Raw genomic sequence first — 17,349 nt, forward strand, 5'->3', positions numbered from 1 at the left:
AGACGTGGGGGAACAGGGGACGACCCGGACTCTACGCGCGTCAACCGAGTCGCCACCATCGTACTTTGCTCCCACTCCTCGCCATACGTGGCCTTTGTCTCTCGGAGGAAGCCACAAACCCGGTCCCTCGGCACCCCATAGCCGATACTGGTCGGGTTATGGAAACCGTCATCCTTGCTGTAGTCATCGCCGTGGTCGTGCTCGGCGCGCTCGGCGGGCTGATCGTGGGCAGCCGGCGCCGGAAGCCGCTGCCCCCGCCGCCCCCGAAGACGCCCGACATCACCGCGCCCCCGGCCGAGCCGCACGTCGGCGACGAGGCCGAGACGCCGCGCGACGAACCGCGCCGGACGATCGAGGAGGTTGATCTCCCGGGCGGCCCCGCGCCGGTCGCCGTCGAGGAGCCGCCCGCCGGCCCCGCCGCCGTCGAGGTTCCCGAACTCGAGATCCCGGAGCCCACCGCGGGCCGGCTGGTCCGGCTCCGCGCCCGCCTGTCCCGCTCCCAGAACGCCCTCGGCAAGGGCCTGCTCACGCTGTTGTCGCGCGAGCACCTGGACGAGGACACCTGGGAGGAGATCGAGGACACGCTGCTCACCGCCGACGTCGGTGTGCAGCCCACCCAGGAGCTGGTCGAGCGGCTGCGTGAGCGCGTCAAGGTGCTCGGCACCCGCACCCCGCAGGAACTGCGCGGCCTGCTGCGCGAGGAACTGCTCAAGCTGGTCGGCACCGATGTCGACCGCACGGTGAAGACCGAGCCCGAGGATCGCAAGCCCGGCATCGTGATGGTCGTCGGCGTCAACGGCACCGGCAAGACCACCACCACCGGCAAGCTCGCCCGGGTGCTCGTCGCCGACGGCCGCACGGTCGTCCTCGGCGCCGCCGACACCTTCCGGGCCGCCGCCGCCGACCAGCTCCAGACCTGGGGCGAGCGCGTCGGCGCCCACACCGTGCGCGGCCCCGAGGCGGGCGACCCCGCCTCCGTCGCCTTCGACGCGGTCAAGGAAGGCAAGGAGATGGGGGTCGACGTCGTCCTCATCGACACCGCCGGCCGGCTGCACACCAAGACCGGCCTCATGGACGAGCTGGGCAAGGTCAAGCGGGTCGTGGAGAAGCACGCGCCGCTGGACGAGGTGCTGCTCGTCCTCGACGCCACCACCGGCCAGAACGGCCTGGTGCAGGCCCGGGTCTTCGCCGAGGTCGTGGACATCACCGGCATCGTGCTGACCAAGCTCGACGGCACCGCCAAGGGCGGCATCGTCGTCGCGGTCCAGCGCGAGCTGGGCGTGCCGGTCAAGCTGATCGGTCTCGGCGAGGGCGCGGACGACCTGGCGCCCTTCGAGCCGGAGGCGTTCGTGGACGCGCTGATCGGCGACTAGGGCTGCCGCAGGCGCACAGCGAGAAGCTCCCGCCCCCCAGGTGCAGTGGGGGACGGGAGCTTCGGCTTTCTCCGGCGGCGGTCAGGCCCTCTCCGGCGGCGGTCAGGCCCGCGCCCGCGAGCGGTGTGCCACATACGCCAGCGTGCCGAGCAGCAGCCGGGCCGCCGGGGGCCTGGTCGCCGAGTCCAGCGCGGGCGGGCGCAGCCAGCGCACCGGGCCGAGACCGCCCCGGTCGGACGGCGGCGCGGTGACGAACGCACCGGGGCCGAGGCCGCGCAGATCCAGGGCGCCGGGGTCGTCCCAGCCCATGCGGTAGAGCAGCCGGGGGAGTTCCGCGGCGGCGCCGGGGGCGACGAAGAAGTGGGCGCGGCCCTCCGGGGTGGCGGTCACCGGACCGAGCGGCAGACCCATCCGCTCCAGCCGGGCCAGGGCGCGGCGGCCGGCGGCCTCGGAGACCTCCAGGACGTCGAAGGCCTGGCCGACCGGCAGCATCACCGAGGCGCCCGGGAAGTCCGACCAGGCCTTGGTCACCTCGTCCAGCGTGGCCCCGGCCGGCACCTGGGGCGCGAAGTCCAGCGGATGCGCGCCCGGCGCCGGGCAGTCGGCCCGGCCGCACGAGCAGGCGCCCGCCGCGGCCCGCGCGCCCGGCACCACGTCCCAGCCCCACAGCCCGGTGAACTCGGCGACGGTGGTGCACTCCGACGAGCGGCCGCGCCGTCGCGTGCCGGAGCGGATCTCGCGGATGCCGCCGATCGTGAAGCCCATGCCCCCTCCAACGGGTCCAGCGCGCCGGTGGTTACGACACGGAACGAGACGAAAGCGGAACGTAACGCTACGGCTGCGCCTTCCCGTGCGGCCCGAAGGCCAAGCCCGCGTGACCGCGCAGTTGGGGCGGCGCCTGGAAGCGTGGAAAGTGGTGCACCGGGCGTTGCGCGCCCCTGCGTGCTTCACTCCGCCCACTTCCGTTCGTCCTATGTCAAGTGAATCGCGAGCGGCCGATCGTGAGTTCATTCGAAGGGGTGGCGAATGGTGGCGTTTCCCGGATCCCCGTGGCTGCACCGGTGATCGTAGGATTACTGTGAGTGTGCGAGCCCTGGGGCACATGCCCGCGCGGGTATGCCGGAGGCAACTCGTCAACCCGTTCGAAGGGTGAGAACCGGCAGACGGGAAGCCGTATCAACGGGCATTCTGATAGGGCTTGGCGCGAGGCGGTCTCCCTCCAGGGCGACCGAGGATCGCAATCAGGGATGGGGGCCTTCCGGTGGGCGGCAACGGCGGTAGCGGGACGAACGCTGACAAGCGCCCCAACGAGCTGCTCGGCTCGTGGTTCGTGCGCAGCGGCTGGTCCAAGGGCGAGCTGGCACGGCAGGTGAACCGCCGGGCGCGCCAGTTGGGCGCCAACCACATCTCCACCGACACCTCGCGCGTGCGCCGCTGGCTGGACGGGGAGAACCCGCGCGAGCCGATCCCGCGCATCCTCTCGGAGCTGTTCTCCGAGCGCTTCGGCTGCGTGGTCTCCATCGAGGACCTCGGCCTGCGCGCCGCCCGGCCGTCACCCTCCGCGTCCGGCGTCGACCTGCCCTGGACCGCCCCGCAGACGGTCGCGCTGCTCAGCGAGTTCTCGCGCAGCGACCTGATGCTCGCCCGCCGCGGCTTCCTCGGCACCTCGCTCGCGCTGTCCGCCGGCCCCACCCTGATCGAGCCCATGCAGCGCTGGCTCGTCCCCGCGCCCGCCGTGCCGATCACCACCGAACCCGAGGCCGCGTTCGACGCGCGCAGGCCCGGCCGGCTGTCGAGGCCCGAGCTGGACCTGCTGGAGTCCACCACCCGGATGTTCCGCCAGTGGGACGCCCAGTGCGGCGGCGGACTGCGCCGCAAGGCGGTCGTCGGCCAGCTGCACGAGGTCACCGACCTGCTCCAGGAACCCCAGCCCGAGGCCACCACCCGCAAGCTCTTCAAGATCGCCGCCGAGCTGGCCGAACTGGCCGGCTGGATGTCGTACGACGTCGGACTCCAGCCCACCGCCCAGAAGTACTTCGTCCTCGCCCTGCACGCGGCCAAGGAGGCCGGCGACAAGCCCCTCGGCTCCTACATCCTCTCCAGCATGAGCCGCCAGATGATCCACCTCGGCCGGCCCGACGACGCCCTGGAACTGATCCACCTCGCCCAGTACGGCAGCCGCGACTGCGCGAGCCCGCGCACCCAGTCCATGCTGTATGCGATGGAGGCCCGCGCCTACGCCAACATGGGCCAGCCCGGGAAGACCAAGCGCGCGGTCCGCATGGCCGAGGACACCTTCGCCGAGGCCGACGAGTGGGACGAGCCGGACCCCGACTGGATCCGCTTCTTCTCCGAGGCCGAGCTGTACGGCGAGAACTCCCACTCCTTCCGCGACCTCGCCTATGTCGCCGGCCGCAGCCCCGCCTACGCCTCCCTCGCCGAGCCGCTCATGAAGCGGGCCGTGGAGCTGTTCGCCAAGGACACGGAGCACCAGCGGTCGTACGCCCTCAACCTGATCGGCATGGCCACCGTGCACCTGCTCCAGCGCGAGCCCGAGCAGAGCACCGCCTACGCCTCCCAGGCCATGGACATCGCCAAGAAGGTCCGCTCCGAGCGTGTGAACACTCGTATCCGAAAGACGGTCGACACGGCCGTACGCGACCACGGCGATCTCGCCGCCGTCATCGACCTCACCGAACAGCTCGCCGTCGATCTCCCCGAGAACGCAGAGGCCGTCTGACCGGCCCGAGCACCCATGCCCCGGCCGCGGCCGGTCCTCCCGAACTGCCCGACTCGGCTCCCCCATGCCAGGTCATCGAGAGGCCGCCCGCGGCCGGCCTGTCTTCCCCGAGCGCACTCGGGGGAAGGTTGCGCCACGATAACGATCGGCGCCGCACAGATCAGGCAGTTCATGGACGCGTAACACGCACGCAGCCTTCGTCACCCCGGCGAAACAGCGAGGGGCGCCCACCGAAACCGCGCTGCGCCAATCTCATGGCGCATAACCGGCCCACCCCTCACTGACCGGACCGCACAGGCACCGCCCGCACGGGGCCGTACACACCGACGAGGAGACGCCGATGGCACCAGCCATCATGCTTGCGGCGGACGCACCCAAGCTGTCGTCCGCGAACACAGGCTTCATGCTCATCTGTTCCGCCCTTGTACTGCTCATGACGCCGGGCCTGGCCTTCTTCTACGGAGGCATGGTCCGGGTCAAGAGCACCCTGAACATGCTGATGATGAGCTTCATCAGCCTGGGGATCGTCACCATCCTCTGGGTGCTCTACGGCTTCTCCCTCGCCTTCGGCACGCACAACGGGTTCATCGGCTGGAACACCGACTGGTTCGGCCTCAGCAACATCGGCCTGACGCAGCTCTGGGACGGATACACCATCCCGATCTTCGTCTTCATGGTCTTCCAGCTGATGTTCGCGATCATCACCCCGGCCCTGATAAGCGGCGCCCTCGCGGACCGCGTCAAGTTCTCCGCCTGGTCGCTCTTCATCGCCCTGTGGCTCACGATCGTCTACGTCCCGGTCGCCCACTGGGTCTGGGGCGCCGACGGCTGGGCCTACAAGCTCGGCGTGATCGACTTCGCCGGTGGTACGGCGGTCCACATCAACGCGGGCGCGGCGGGCCTCGGCGTCATCCTCGTCATCGGCAAGCGCGTCGGCTTCAAGAAGGACCCGATGCGTCCGCACAGCCTCCCGCTGGTCATGCTCGGCGCCGGTCTGCTCTGGTTCGGCTGGTTCGGCTTCAACGCCGGCTCCTGGCTCGGCAACGACGACGGCGTGGGCGCCCTGATGTTCGTCAACACGCAGGTCGCCACCGCCGCCGCCATGCTCGCCTGGCTCGCCTACGAGAAGATCCGCCACGGCGCGTTCACCACCCTCGGTGCCGCCTCCGGCGCGGTCGCCGGCCTGGTCGCCATCACCCCCTCGGGCGGCGCCGTCTCCCCGCTCGGCGCGATCGCCGTCGGCGCCATCGCCGGTGTCGCCTGCGCCGCGGCCGTGGGCCTGAAGTTCAAGTTCGGCTACGACGACTCCCTCGACGTCGTCGGCGTCCACATGGTCGGCGGCATCCTCGGCTCCCTGCTGATCGGCCTCTTCGCCACCGGCAAGGGCCAGTCGCAGGTCAAGGGCCTCTTCTACGGCGGCGGCATGCACCAGTTCTGGATCCAGTGCGCCGGTGTCGGTGCGGTCCTCGGCTACTCGCTGGTCGTCTCCGCGGTCCTCGCCTTCCTCCTCGACAAGACCATCGGCATGCGGGTCACCGAGGACGAGGAGATCTCCGGCATCGACCAGGCCGAGCACGCCGAGACCGCATACGACTTCAGCGGCGCCGGCGGCGGTGTCATCGGCTCCTCCGTCTCCTCCCCGGCCCTGGCCGCCGCCGCGCAGAGCAAGAAGGTGGACGCATGAAGCTCATCACCGCCGTCGTGAAGCCGCACCGGCTGGACGAGATCAAGGAGGCCCTTCAGGCCTTCGGCGTCCACGGGCTGACGGTCACCGAGGCCAGCGGTTACGGTCGACAGCGGGGACACACCGAGGTCTACCGCGGTGCCGAGTACACCGTCGACCTGGTGCCCAAGATCCGCATAGAGGTACTGGCCGAGGACGACGACGCCGAACAGCTCGTCGAGGTCATCGTCAAGGCCGCCCGCACCGGCAAGATCGGTGACGGCAAGGTGTGGTCCCTGCCGGTCGAGACGGCCGTACGGGTCCGCACCGGCGAGCGCGGCCCGGACGCGCTCTGACACGACGGTCGCTCCGCCAGGACGGTCGCTCCGCCAGGACGGTCGATCCGACGGACGGTCGCTCCGACAGAACAGTGAAGACGGGAGTCGCTGGGTGACGGGTACGGAAGTGCGCACGGAAGCGGAAGACCCGGGGCCCAGCGGCTACGCGGCGGCCCGGCTGCGTCTCCTCACCGAGGAGGCGCGGTCCGGGCCGCCGCGCCGTGCCGCCCTCGCCGAGCTGACCGACGAGTGGCTCGCCGGGCTGTTCACCGCGGCCGCCCGGGACGTCCAGGGCGCCTCCCTGGTCGCCGTCGGCGGATACGGCCGCGGCGAGCTGTCCCCGCGCAGCGACCTCGACCTCCTGCTGCTGCACGACGGCTCCGACCCGGGCGCCGTCGCCGCCCTCGCCGACCGGCTCTGGTACCCCGTCTGGGACCTCGGGCTCGCCCTCGACCACTCCGTGCGCACTCCCGCCGAGGCCCGCAGGACCGCCGGGGAGGACCTCAAGGTCCAGCTCGGCCTCCTGGACGCCCGCCACCTCGCCGGAGACGCCGGCCTGACCTCCCAGCTGCGCACCGCCGTCCTCGCCGACTGGCGCAACCAGGCCCCCAGGCGCCTCCCCGAACTCCAGCAGCTGTGCGCCGAACGCGCCGAGCGCCAGGGCGAACTCCAGTACCTGCTGGAACCCGACCTCAAGGAGGCCCGCGGCGGACTGCGCGACGCCACGGCGCTGCGTGCCGTCGCCGCCTCCTGGCTCGCCGACGCCCCCCGCGAGGGCCTCGCCGACGCCCGCCGCCGGCTGCTCGACGTCCGGGACGCGCTGCACCTGACGACGGGTCGCGCCACCGACCGGCTGTCCCTCCAGGAACAGGATCAGGTGGCGGCCGAGCTGGGCCTGCTCGACGCCGACACGCTGCTGCGGCAGGTGTACGAGGCGGCGCGGGTCATCTCGTACGCCAGCGATGTCACCTGGCGCGAGGTGGGGCGCGTCCTGCGTTCACGCGCCGTGCGCCCGCGGCTGCGCGCCATGCTCGGCGGCGGCAAACCGGTCGCGGAACGCTCCCCCCTGGCCGAGGGCGTGGTGGAACAGGACGGCGAGGTGGTGCTCGCCCGCGCCGCGCGCCCCGAACGCGACCCCGTACTCCCGTTGCGCGCCGCGGCCGCCGCCGCGCAGGCCGGACTCCCGCTCTCCCTGCACGCCGTACGGCGCATGGCCGCCACCGTCCGCCCCCTGCCCACGCCCTGGCCCGCCGAGGCCCGCGAACAACTCGTCACCCTGCTCGGCTCCGGCCGCCCCACCGTCCCGGTCTGGGAGGCGCTGGAGGCCGAGGGACTGATCACCGGGCTGCTCCCCGACTGGGAGCGGGTCCGCTGCCGCCCGCAGCGCAACGCGGTGCACATCTGGACCGTCGACCGGCACCTGATCGAGACCGCCGTCCGCGCCTCCGCGTTCACCCGCCGCGTCAGCCGCCCCGACCTGCTGCTCGTCGCCGCCCTGCTGCACGACATCGGCAAGGGCTGGCCCGGCGACCACTCGGTGGCCGGCGAGATCATCGCCAAGGACGTCGCCACGCGGATCGGCTTCGACCGCGCCGACGTCTCCGTCCTCGCCACCCTCGTCCGCCACCACCTCCTGCTGGTCGAGACGGCCACCCGCCGCGACCTGGACGACCCCGCCACCGTCCGCTCGGTCGCCGAGGCGGTCGGCACCCAGAGCACCCTGGAGCTGCTGCACGCCCTCACCGAGTCGGACGCCCTCGCCACCGGCCCCGCCGCCTGGTCCGCCTGGCGCGGCTCCCTCGTCGCCGACCTCGTACGACGGGTCTCCGCGGTGCTCTCCGGCGACGCCCCGGCCGAACCCGAGCCCGCCGCGCCCACCGCCGAACAGGAGCGCCTCGCCATCGAGGCGCACCGCACCGGCGGCCCGGTCCTCGCCCTGCGCGCGCAGCCCGAGCCGGTCACCGCCGAGGACGGCTCCGGCGAACCCCTTGGCGTCGAGCTGCTCATCGCCGTACCCGACCAGCCCGCCGTGCTCCCCGCGGTCGCCGGCGTCCTCGCCGTGCACCGCCTCACGGTCCGTACGGCGGAACTGCGCACCCTGCGCCTGCCGGACGACGTGGACGACGGCGCGGTGCTCCTGCTCAACTGGCGGGTCGCCGCCGAGTACGGCTCCCTGCCCCAGGCCGCCCGGCTCCGCTCCGACCTGGTCCGCGCCCTGGACGGCAGCCTGGACATCGCCGGCCGGCTCGCCGAACGCGACGCGGCCTATCCGAGGCGCCGGGGCTGGATCGCCCCGCCACCGCGGGTGACCGTCGCCCCGGCGGCCTCCCACCACGCCACGGTGATCGAGGTACGGGCCCAGGACGCGCCGGGCCTGCTGCACCGGATCGGCACGGCCCTGGAGAAGGCGGGCGTGCGGGTGCGGAGCATGCACGTGTCGACCCTGGGCGCCAACGCCGTGGACGCCTTCTACGTCACGACCGGCGTCGGGGACCCGCTCCCGGCGGACGACGCGGGATCGCTGGCGCGGGTGCTGGAGGAGACGCTGCGGGGGTGACCTTGCGGCCGTGGGGAGTGTCCCGCCCGCCGGAACCGGCGTGCGGGGACTGTTGCCCCGCCGGGCCAGATACCCTGGAGGGCAGCCCTGTCCACCTCCGACCCCGAGGACCGACGCCACCGTGTTCGATACCCTCTCCGACCGCCTCAGCGCGACATTCAAAAACCTCCGCGGCAAGGGGCGCCTCAGCGAGGCGGACATCGACGCCACGGCCCGTGAGATCCGCATCGCGCTTCTCGAAGCCGACGTGGCCCTGCCGGTCGTCCGGACGTTCATCAAGAACGTCAAGGAGCGTGCGCTCGGCGCCGAGGTCTCGCGTGCGCTGAACCCCGCGCAGCAGGTCCTGAAAATCGTCAACGACGAGCTGGTCACCATCCTCGGCGGCGAGACCCGCCGGCTCCGCTTCGCCAAGCAGCCCCCCACCGTGATCATGCTGGCGGGTCTCCAGGGTGCCGGTAAGACCACCCTCGCGGGCAAGCTCGGCCGGTGGCTCAAGGAGCAGGGTCACTCCCCGCTGCTGGTCGCCTGTGACCTCCAGCGCCCCAACGCCGTGAACCAGCTCAGCGTCGTCGCCGAGCGCGCCGGTGTCGCCGTCTACGCGCCCGAGCCGGGCAACGGCGTCGGTGACCCGGTCAAGGTCGCCAAGGACTCGATCGACTTCGCGAAGTCCAAGGTCCACGACATCGTGATCGTGGACACCGCCGGCCGCCTGGGCATCGACCAGGAGATGATGCAGCAGGCCGCGGACATCCGCGACGCGGTCGGCCCCGACGAGATCCTTTTCGTCGTCGACGCGATGATCGGTCAGGACGCGGTCAACACCGCCGAGGCCTTCCGCGACGGCGTCGGCTTCGACGGTGTGGTCCTCTCCAAGCTCGACGGTGACGCCCGTGGTGGTGCCGCCCTGTCGATCCGGCAGATCACCGGCAAGCCGATCATGTTCGCGTCGAACGGCGAGAAGCTGGACGACTTCGACGCCTTCCACCCGGACCGGATGGCCTCCCGCATCCTCGACATGGGTGACCTGCTCACCCTGATCGAGCAGGCGGAGAAGACCTTCAGCCAGGAAGAGGCCGCCAAGATGGCCTCGAAGCTGGCGTCCAAGAAGGGCCAGGACTTCACCCTGGACGACTTCCTGGCCCAGATGGAGCAGGTCAGGAAGATGGGCAGCATCAGCAAGCTGCTCGGGATGCTGCCCGGCATGGGGCAGATCAAGGACCAGATCCAGAACATCGACGAGCGGGACGTCGACCGCACGGCCGCGATCATCAAGTCGATGACCCCGGCCGAGCGCCAGGACCCGACGATCATCAACGGCTCCCGCCGCGCCCGTATCGCCAAGGGTTCCGGTGTCGAGGTCAGCGCGGTGAAGAACCTGGTCGAGCGGTTCTTCGACGCTCGCAAGATGATGTCCCGGATGGCCCAGGGCGGTATGCCGGGCATGCCGGGGATCCCGGGCATGGGCGGCGGCCCCGGCCGGCAGAAGAAGCAGCAGAAGAAGGCCAAGGGCAAGCAGCGCTCCGGCAACCCGATGAAGCGCCGGCAGCAGGAGCTGGAGGAGGCCCAGCGCCGCGAGGCTGCCGCGCAGGGCGGTGGCGCCTTCGGGCTGCCGCAGCAGGGCGGCCAGGAGTTCGAGCTTCCGGACGAGTTCAAGAAGTTCATGGGCTGAGCCGGGACCGCGGGATTCCCCCGCGGTCACGGCTGCGCGTGCCGGGGGTTGGTCGGTGTCGTAACGTCCGCATATGACCAACCCCGCGCCGCCACGCACGTCGCCCGACCAGCCCTGGCGTACCGAGGGTGCGCCCGACGAGCCGCCGCCGCAGTCGCCCGGCGGGCGGAGGATGCGCGGCGGCTGGTGGCGGCTGGCGCTCACCGCGCTGGTGGTGTTTCTGATCGCCAACGTGGTGCTGTCGTACTTCGATCAGGCGACCGAGCCGACGATCTCGTACACCGAGTTCACCAAGCAGGTGAACGACGGCAATGTCGCCAAGATCTACGCCAAGGGCGACTCCATCCAGGGCCAGCTCAAGAAGGAGCAGAAGCGGCCCGACGGCGGTGGCACGTACACCAAGTTCGACACCGAGCGCCCGTCGTTCGCGCACGACGACCTGTGGGCCAGTCTGACCAAGCACGGCGTCATCGTCACGGCGCAGCCGGTTGTGCAGCACCGGAGTTTCCTGGCCAATCTGCTGATCTCGCTGGCGCCGATGCTGGTCATCGTCGCCTTGTGGATCTTCATTGCGCGGCGGATGAGCGCGGGGCTCGGTGGTGCGGGCGGCATGCTGGGGCGCAAGGCGCCGCCGAGGCCGGTCGAGCTGGAGCCCGGCAAGAAGCGCACCACCTTCGCCGATGTGGCCGGTATCGACGAGGTCGCGGGCGAGCTGAACGACGTCGTGGACTTTCTGAAGAACCCGGACGCCTACCGTCGGATGGGTGCGAAGATGCCGCGCGGTGTGCTGCTCGCGGGTCCGCCGGGGACGGGCAAGACGCTGCTGGCGCGGGCGGTCGCCGGTGAGGCGGGGGTGCCGTTCTTCTCCGCTTCCGCCTCGGAGTTCATCGAGATGATCGTCGGTGTGGGTGCCTCCCGGGTGCGGGAGCTGTTCGCCGAGGCCCGCAAGCTGGCCCCGTCGATCATCTTCATCGACGAGATCGACACCATCGGCCGGGCCCGTGGCGGTGGCGCGTCGATGGGCGGGCACGACGAGCGTGAGCAGACGCTGAACCAGATCCTCACCGAGATGGACGGCTTCTCCGGTTCGGAGGGCGTGGTCGTCATCGCGGCGACCAACCGTGCGGACGTCCTGGACCCGGCCCTGACCCGGCCCGGCCGGTTCGACCGGATCGTCCAGGTCGCTCCGCCCGACCGCGGCGGCCGTGAGGCCATCCTGGAGATCCACACCCGGGACATTCCGCTCGCCGAGGGCGTCGACCTCGCCCGGGTCGCCCGGACGACGCCGGGGATGACCGGTGCGGAACTGGCCAACCTCGCCAACGAGGCCGCGCTGCTCGCGGTGAAGCGCAGGCAGCGGGCGGTGACCCAGGCCGACCTGTCGGAGGCGCTGGAGAAGATCCAGCTGGGGGCGGAGCGGTCGCTGGTGATGCCCGAGGAGGAGCGCCGGCGGACCGCGTACCACGAGAGCGGGCATGCGTTGCTGGGCATGCTCCAGCCGGGTGCCGACCCGGTTCGCAAGATCACCATCGTGCCGCGCGGCCGGGCGCTCGGTGTCACCCTGTCGACGCCGGACGCGGACAAGTACGCGTACACCGAGGAGTACCTGCGCGGCCGGATCATCGGCGCGCTCGGCGGGATGGCCGCCGAGCACGTGGTGTACGACGTGATCACGACGGGTTCGGAGAGTGACCTGGAGCAGGTCACCGGCATCGCGCGCGGGATGGTGTCGCGCTGGGGGATGAGCGAGGAGGTGGGCCGGCTCTCGGCGCTGCCCAACGACGCCCAGCAGGCCTATGGGCTCGCCGCCGCTCCGCAGACTCTCGATGTCATCGACGCCGAGATGCGGCGGATCGTGGACGAGTGCTACGAGGAGGCCTGTCGCAAGCTCCGTGAGCACCGTGGGCAGCTGGACGCCCTCGCGCAGGCGTTGCTGGAGAACGAGACGCTGGAGGAGGCGGAGGCGTACCGGATCGCCGGGATCACCCGGCTGACCAAGGACGGGGAAGGGGCCGAGGGGGCGTGAGGGGTCAGGGCACGCGGGCGATGACGTAGCGGAAGACGTTGTCCATCCATACGGTCCCGTCCGGGCGCCGGTAGGGATGCAGGGCCTCCGTCAGCTCCTTGTCCACCTGCTTGGCGTCGGTGGCCGCGATCGCCGCGTCGAACAGTCCGGTCGACAGCAGTCCGCGTACGGCGCTGTCCGCATCGGCGTACCCGAACGGGCAGGCCACCCGTCCCGAGCCGTCGGGCCGCAGCCCGGCCCGCTGGGCGACCTCCTCCAGGTCGTCCCGGCGGGCGGGCCGCCAGCTGTCCGCGCCGCGCAGCGGATCGGCCAGCTTTCCGGCCACCCGCAGCACCGAGGAGGTGGCGCACCGCTCCGGCGGTCCCCAGCCGGCCAGCACCACGGCGGCTCCGGGTGCGGCCGCCGGCAGTGCCTCGGCCAGCAGGCCGCCGAGGCCTTCGGTGTCGCCCGCGCGGCAGCCGATCGGTTCGAAGACCGTCACCAGGGTGTACCGGGCCGGCTCCGGGTCGGCCGGGTCCCCGGCGGGGTCCTGGAGCAGGCGTACGGCCGTACGCGCGCGTGTGCCGCGCGGGTCGCGCGGTCCCTCGGGCAGCAGGCGTTCGCGTGCGAGGGCGAGGCGCTCGGGGGAGGGGTCGGCGCCGGTGACGGCGGTGGCGCCTCTGGACGCGGCCAGCAGCAGCGCCAGCCCGGAGCCGCAGCGCAGGCCCAGCAGCCGGGTGGCGGGGCCCACTTCCAGTCGCTGGTACACGGCTTCGTAGAGCGGGACCAGCATGCGCTCCTGTATCTCGGACCAGTCACGCGCGCGTGCGTACCGGTCGACGCGGGGGGTGGAGTCCGCGTGCGCCTGATGCTGCCGCACGAGCGTAGGTGTCATAGGTAAGCGCCCCAATCCGCCGACAGTTCGCCGTTGTGCCCGGTCGCGTGGCCCCCGTACCGTGCGCGCGCACTTTCCACGTATGCCAGGTAACTGCGGGCTCGCGGCCCCGTCCAGGGGTCGTAGGGCTCGGCTTGGTGGCCGGTGGCCGGTGTGGCGAGATTTCATGTCCCGGCAATACGGACGGCCGTACGGTGTCCGCTCCGGGTAGGGAAGGGGCGGCGCAGGGGGGGTGCGGGGGTGCGCGGTAACGTCACGACCGTCACGGACGCTGACCAGGACGAGGCCCGCGCGGAGAGCGGCCGAATCGCCTCTTGCGCATCCGTCGGCCCGGGCGACATCCGGCATTACGGGATGCGTCGTAGCGCGGCCTACGCACCGGCTTGGTAGGAGCTGTGCGGCTTCTCCGTGGATCGGCGCACCCGCCCTCGTCCGGACGCATCAGTGCCAACTGACGGGTACGTGCAAATTATTTGGGATGCCCCGGAATAGGAACACAGCGGCACCCCCGCTCGTTGTCATTACGTGAGCACGACACAGACACCCCCTGTTCTCGCCGCAGAGCTGGCGCAGGCGTGGGCCGACATCCAGCGGTACCACCCCGAGCTGCCTGACCTCGCCGCGCCAGAGTCCCTGATCGGAGAGTCGTCGTCCGCGTGCGGGCACGAGCTCTCCTTCGAGCGACTGCTCCATGAGGCAGTCCATGGCATCGCCGCCGCCCGTGGGATCCGCGACACCTCCCGGGCCGGCCGCTACCACAACCGCCGATTCCTGGCCATCGCCGAGGAGCTGGGCCTGGACCATCCCGAGGAACCGCATCCGAGCAGCGGCTTCTCCCTGGTCACGCTCAACCCCGAGGCGAAGCGGCGCTACCGCCCGACGATGGAGCGCCTCCAGCGCGCCCTGAAGGCGCACACCGTGGCCACCTCGTCCGACACCTCCCGCACCTTCCGCGGTCCGGCCGCCCGGCACGGCTCCTCCGGCGGCGGGGTCCGGGTCAAGGCGGTCTGCGACTGCGGCCGCAATGTCCGCGTGGTCCCCTCGGTGCTGGCCCAGGCCCCCATCGTCTGCGGCGGCTGCGGCAAGCCCTTCAGGATCCCGGAGGTCGTGGGAGCGGCGTGACCCGGGCCGCGGTACCGGCATCTCGTGGGTGCCGGTGACGGCCCGGACCGCAGTCGCACGGCACGGGGGCAGTGCACCCGACGTGACCTCACCTCCACGCCGGGTGCCGGTCAAGCATGCCCGGCACACCCCGCGGCCGGGAGCGACCCGCCGGGTGTGGCACAATGGCTAGCTGTACTCGACAGTCGCATAGGACCCCTCTCTCCTCCGGCTGACGCGTCCATCGGGCATTCGGGTACCGCAACCCCACGCGGCAGCTCGCCGTGCCCAACCACGTCAATTCCAGGAGAACCCACTCCCGTGGCAGTCAAGATCAAGCTGAAGCGTCTGGGCAAGATCCGTTCGCCTCACTACCGCATCGTCGTCGCCGACTCCCGTACCCGCCGTGACGGCCGGGCCATCGAGGAGATCGGCAAGTACCACCCGACCTACAACCCGTCGGTCATCGAGGTGGACGCCGATCGTGTGGCGTACTGGCTGGGTGTCGGCGCGCAGCCGACCGAGCCCGTCCTCGCCATCCTGAAGAAGACCGGCGACTGGCAGAAGTTCAAGGGCGAGCCGGCTCCCGCGCCGCTGCTCGTCGCCGAGCCGAAGCCGGCCCGTCCGTCGTTCGAGGCGCTCGGCGGTGACGACGAGGGCAAGGGTGAGGCGATCACCCAGAAGAAGAAGGCTGAGAAGAAGGACGAGGCGGCTGCCGAGTCCGAGTCGACCGAGGCCTGAGCACCATGCTCGAAGAGGCGCTTGAGCACCTCGTGAAGGGCATCGTCGACAACCCTGACGATGTGCAGGTCGCCTCGCGCAACCTGCGCCGCGGACGCGTGCTCGAGGTCCGGGTCCACCCGGACGACCTCGGCAAGGTGATCGGCCGCAACGGCCGTACCGCGCGCGCTCTGCGTACCGTCGTGGGCGCCATCGGCGGCCGCGGTGTCCGCGTCGACCTCGTCGACGTGGACCACGTCCGCTGACGCTTCATCGCAACCGGCTCGGGCCGGGGACCGGTCCATTGGGCCGTCCCCGGCCCGCAGTCGTATGAGCCTTCCGGCTCTCGTCGTTCCGACAGGAGATCAAGCACAGTGCAGCTGGTAGTCGCACGGATCGGCCGCGCCCACGGCATCAAGGGCGAAGTCACCGTGGAGGTACGCACCGACGAGCCCGAGCTGCGGCTCGCGCCGGGCGCCGTCCTGGCCACCGACCCGGCCTCCGCCGGCCCCCTCACCATCGAGACGGGCCGCGTGCACAGCGGCCGGCTCCTCCTGCGCTTCGAGGGCGTCACCGACCGCAACGCGGCCGAGGCCCTGCGCAACACCCTGCTCATCGCCGAGATCGACCCGGAAGAGCTGCCCGAGGGCGAGGACGAGTACTACGACCACCAGCTCATCGACCTCGACGTGGTCACCGAGGACGGGACCGAGGTCGGCCGGATCACCGAGATCTCGCATCTGCCCTCCCAGGACCTGTTCATCGTGGAGCGCGCCGACGGCAGCGAGGTGCTGATCCCCTTCGTGGAGGAGATCGTCACCGAGATCGACCTGGAGGAGCAGCGGGCCGTCATCGCGCCTCCGCCGGGTCTGATCGACGACCGCGCCGAGATCGCCTCGTCCCGGGAAGAGCCGACGGAGGACGGCGCATGAGGCTCGACGTCGTCACGATCTTCCCGGAGTACCTGGAGCCGCTGAACGTCTCCCTGGTCGGCAAGGCCCGCGCGCGTGGGCAGCTCGACGTCCAGGTGCACGACCTGCGCGCGTGGACGTACGACCGGCACAACACGGTGGACGACACGCCGTACGGCGGTGGCCCCGGCATGGTCATGAAGACCGAGCCCTGGGGCGACGCCCTGGACACCGTCCTCGCCGACGGCTACGAGAGCGGCGCCCAGGCGCCCGCGCTGATCGTGCCCACCCCCAGCGGCCGCCCGTTCACCCAGGAACTCGCCGTCGAACTCTCCGAGCGGCCCTGGCTGATCTTCACGCCGGCCCGCTACGAGGGCATCGACCGCCGGGTCATGGACGAGTACGCCACCCGGATGCCCGTCCACGAGGTCTCCATCGGCGACTACGTCCTCGCCGGTGGCGAGGCGGCCGTCCTGGTCATCACCGAGGCCGTGGCCCGGCTGCTGCCCGGTGTCCTCGGCAACGCCGAGTCCCACCGTGACGACTCCTTCGCGCCCGGCGCCATGGCCAACCTGCTGGAAGGCCCCGTCTACACCAAGCCGCCGGTGTGGCGCGGCCGGGACATCCCGGACGTGCTGCTCAGCGGCCACCACGGCAAGATCGCCCGCTGGCGCCGGGACGAGGCCCTGCGGCGTACGACACTGCACCGCCCCGACCTGATCGAGGCCTGCGACCCCAAGGCCTTCGACAAGAAGGACCGGGAGATGCTGTCGATCCTGGGCTGGGAACCGGACCCGGAGGGTCACCCGCACGGCCGATTTTGGCGCCGGGCCGGGGGCGTGGAAGAATAGACCGCTGTTGTGCGTCCGTCCGGTGTGCGCCCCTGCCACAGGGGGACACGACGTCCGCCCCGACCCGCACGACAGTCCTTCTTGGAACCACTAGTTTCCGTTGATGACCTGTGGCATCAGCGAAGAAAGCAGACCAAATGTCTCACCTGCTCGACACCGTCGACGCCGCGTCGCTGCGCAGCGACATCCCGGCCTTCCGCCCGGGTGACACCGTCAACGTCCACGTCCGCGTCATCGAGGGCAACCGCTCCCGTGTGCAGCAGTTCAAGGGCGTTGTGATCCGTCGCCAGGGCTCCGGTGTCCGCGAGACCTTCACGGTCCGCAAGGTCTCGTTCTCCGTCGGCGTCGAGCGCACCTTCCCGGTGCACACCCCGATCGTCGAGAAGATCGAGCTGGTCACCCGTGGTGACGTGCGCCGCGCCAAGCTGTACTACCTCCGTGAGCTGCGCGGCAAGGCCGCGAAGATCAAGGAGAAGCGCGAGAGCTGAGCACTCTCCGCTGCTCGCGAGCCGCAGGCGAGCGAGCC

The 17,349-nt window shown here is 71.3% G+C and carries 15 protein-coding genes; 13 read left to right on the forward strand and 2 right to left on the reverse strand.

Going from position 1 to position 17,349, the window contains the following annotated elements; translation table 11 throughout:
- Nucleotides 1–158 precede the first annotated feature (158 nt).
- Complete coding sequence (gene ftsY, locus ACZ5CZ_RS01465; protein ID WP_385839721.1) at nt 159–1,373, forward strand: signal recognition particle-docking protein FtsY; 1,215 nt, start codon at nt 159–161, stop codon at nt 1,371–1,373.
- Nucleotides 1,374–1,475: 102 nt separating this feature from the next.
- Here the strand turns inward: ftsY and ACZ5CZ_RS01470 are convergent, their stop codons facing one another.
- Nucleotides 1,476–2,138 (reverse strand): bifunctional DNA primase/polymerase, encoded by a 663-nt coding sequence (locus ACZ5CZ_RS01470; RefSeq protein WP_468938179.1) that lies wholly within the window; start codon nt 2,136–2,138, stop codon nt 1,476–1,478.
- Between the two features lie 496 nt (nt 2,139–2,634).
- Here ACZ5CZ_RS01470 and nsdA point away from each other — a divergent pair, with 496 nt between their 5' ends.
- The 6 genes from nsdA (at nt 2,635) to ftsH (ending at nt 12,366) form a co-directional block, all read left to right on the forward strand.
- On the forward strand, nt 2,635–4,113 hold the full coding sequence (gene nsdA, locus ACZ5CZ_RS01475) for a transcriptional repressor NsdA (RefSeq protein WP_385839719.1): 1,479 nt from the start codon (nt 2,635–2,637) through the stop codon (nt 4,111–4,113).
- Between the two features lie 340 nt (nt 4,114–4,453).
- Nucleotides 4,454–5,797 carry an ammonium transporter gene (locus ACZ5CZ_RS01480; RefSeq protein WP_385839718.1) on the forward strand — a complete coding sequence of 448 codons (1,344 nt, stop codon included), beginning with the start codon at nt 4,454–4,456 and terminating at the stop codon, nt 5,795–5,797.
- Nucleotides 5,794–6,132, forward strand: coding sequence for a P-II family nitrogen regulator (locus ACZ5CZ_RS01485; RefSeq protein WP_100828472.1), 339 nt, complete (start codon nt 5,794–5,796; stop codon nt 6,130–6,132). Before ACZ5CZ_RS01480 ends, ACZ5CZ_RS01485 begins: the two co-directional genes overlap by 4 nt.
- 94 nt (nt 6,133–6,226) lie before the next feature.
- Nucleotides 6,227–8,671: a [protein-PII] uridylyltransferase gene (locus ACZ5CZ_RS01490; protein WP_468938182.1), complete on the forward strand. Its 2,445-nt coding sequence runs from the start codon at nt 6,227–6,229 to the stop codon at nt 8,669–8,671.
- Between the two features lie 121 nt (nt 8,672–8,792).
- Nucleotides 8,793–10,340 (forward strand): signal recognition particle protein, encoded by a 1,548-nt coding sequence (gene ffh, locus ACZ5CZ_RS01495; protein WP_385839715.1) that lies wholly within the window; start codon nt 8,793–8,795, stop codon nt 10,338–10,340.
- A 73-nt stretch (nt 10,341–10,413) separates the two neighbouring features.
- Nucleotides 10,414–12,366: an ATP-dependent zinc metalloprotease FtsH gene (gene ftsH / locus ACZ5CZ_RS01500; protein ID WP_468938185.1), complete on the forward strand. Its 1,953-nt coding sequence runs from the start codon at nt 10,414–10,416 to the stop codon at nt 12,364–12,366.
- A gap of 4 nt (nt 12,367–12,370) precedes the next feature.
- Here the strand turns inward: ftsH and ACZ5CZ_RS01505 are convergent, their stop codons facing one another.
- Nucleotides 12,371–13,240, reverse strand: a complete 870-nt coding sequence (locus ACZ5CZ_RS01505) for an SAM-dependent methyltransferase (protein WP_468938188.1) — start codon at nt 13,238–13,240, stop codon at nt 12,371–12,373.
- Between the two features lie 525 nt (nt 13,241–13,765).
- Here ACZ5CZ_RS01505 and ACZ5CZ_RS01510 point away from each other — a divergent pair.
- The 6 genes from ACZ5CZ_RS01510 (at nt 13,766) to rplS (ending at nt 17,311) form a co-directional block, all read left to right on the forward strand.
- Nucleotides 13,766–14,362 carry a hypothetical protein gene (locus tag ACZ5CZ_RS01510; RefSeq protein WP_385839711.1) on the forward strand — a complete coding sequence of 199 codons (597 nt, stop codon included), beginning with the start codon at nt 13,766–13,768 and terminating at the stop codon, nt 14,360–14,362.
- Between the two features lie 300 nt (nt 14,363–14,662).
- On the forward strand, nt 14,663–15,082 hold the full coding sequence (gene rpsP, locus ACZ5CZ_RS01515) for a 30S ribosomal protein S16 (RefSeq protein ID WP_023546467.1): 420 nt from the start codon (nt 14,663–14,665) through the stop codon (nt 15,080–15,082).
- Nucleotides 15,083–15,087: 5 nt separating this feature from the next.
- The gene (locus ACZ5CZ_RS01520; RefSeq protein ID WP_003973401.1) at nt 15,088–15,327 is read left to right on the forward strand and encodes an RNA-binding protein; all 240 of its coding nucleotides are present in this window, start codon (nt 15,088–15,090) and stop codon (nt 15,325–15,327) included.
- A gap of 108 nt (nt 15,328–15,435) precedes the next feature.
- A complete protein-coding gene (rimM, locus tag ACZ5CZ_RS01525) occupies nt 15,436–15,993 on the forward strand; it encodes a ribosome maturation factor RimM (RefSeq protein WP_385839710.1) in 558 nt (185 codons plus the stop codon).
- Nucleotides 15,990–16,823, forward strand: coding sequence for a tRNA (guanosine(37)-N1)-methyltransferase TrmD (gene trmD, locus ACZ5CZ_RS01530; RefSeq protein WP_468938191.1), 834 nt, complete (start codon nt 15,990–15,992; stop codon nt 16,821–16,823). The genes rimM and trmD overlap by 4 nt, the downstream gene beginning before the upstream one ends.
- A 137-nt stretch (nt 16,824–16,960) precedes the next feature.
- Entirely contained in the window at nt 16,961–17,311 is a 351-nt protein-coding gene (gene rplS / locus ACZ5CZ_RS01535; protein ID WP_070022289.1) for a 50S ribosomal protein L19, read from the forward strand.
- The last annotated feature ends 38 nt before the right edge of the window (nt 17,312–17,349 follow it).

It is taken from the genome of Streptomyces sp. NPDC031418 (genome assembly GCF_055581605.1).

Coding starts and splice junctions, on each gene's coding strand:
- ACZ5CZ_RS01485 (WP_100828472.1), top strand. CDS start 5,794: ATGAAGCTCATCACCGCCGTCGTGAAGCCGCACCGGCTGGACGAGATC.
- ftsY (WP_385839721.1), top strand. CDS start 159: ATGGAAACCGTCATCCTTGCTGTAGTCATCGCCGTGGTCGTGCTCGGC.
- ACZ5CZ_RS01470 (WP_468938179.1), bottom strand. CDS start 2,138: ATGGGCTTCACGATCGGCGGCATCCGCGAGATCCGCTCCGGCACGCGA.
- rplS (WP_070022289.1), top strand. CDS start 16,961: ATGTCTCACCTGCTCGACACCGTCGACGCCGCGTCGCTGCGCAGCGAC.
- ACZ5CZ_RS01520 (WP_003973401.1), top strand. CDS start 15,088: ATGCTCGAAGAGGCGCTTGAGCACCTCGTGAAGGGCATCGTCGACAAC.
- ftsH (WP_468938185.1), top strand. CDS start 10,414: ATGACCAACCCCGCGCCGCCACGCACGTCGCCCGACCAGCCCTGGCGT.
- ACZ5CZ_RS01480 (WP_385839718.1), top strand. CDS start 4,454: ATGGCACCAGCCATCATGCTTGCGGCGGACGCACCCAAGCTGTCGTCC.
- trmD (WP_468938191.1), top strand. CDS start 15,990: ATGAGGCTCGACGTCGTCACGATCTTCCCGGAGTACCTGGAGCCGCTG.
- ACZ5CZ_RS01505 (WP_468938188.1), bottom strand. CDS start 13,240: ATGACACCTACGCTCGTGCGGCAGCATCAGGCGCACGCGGACTCCACC.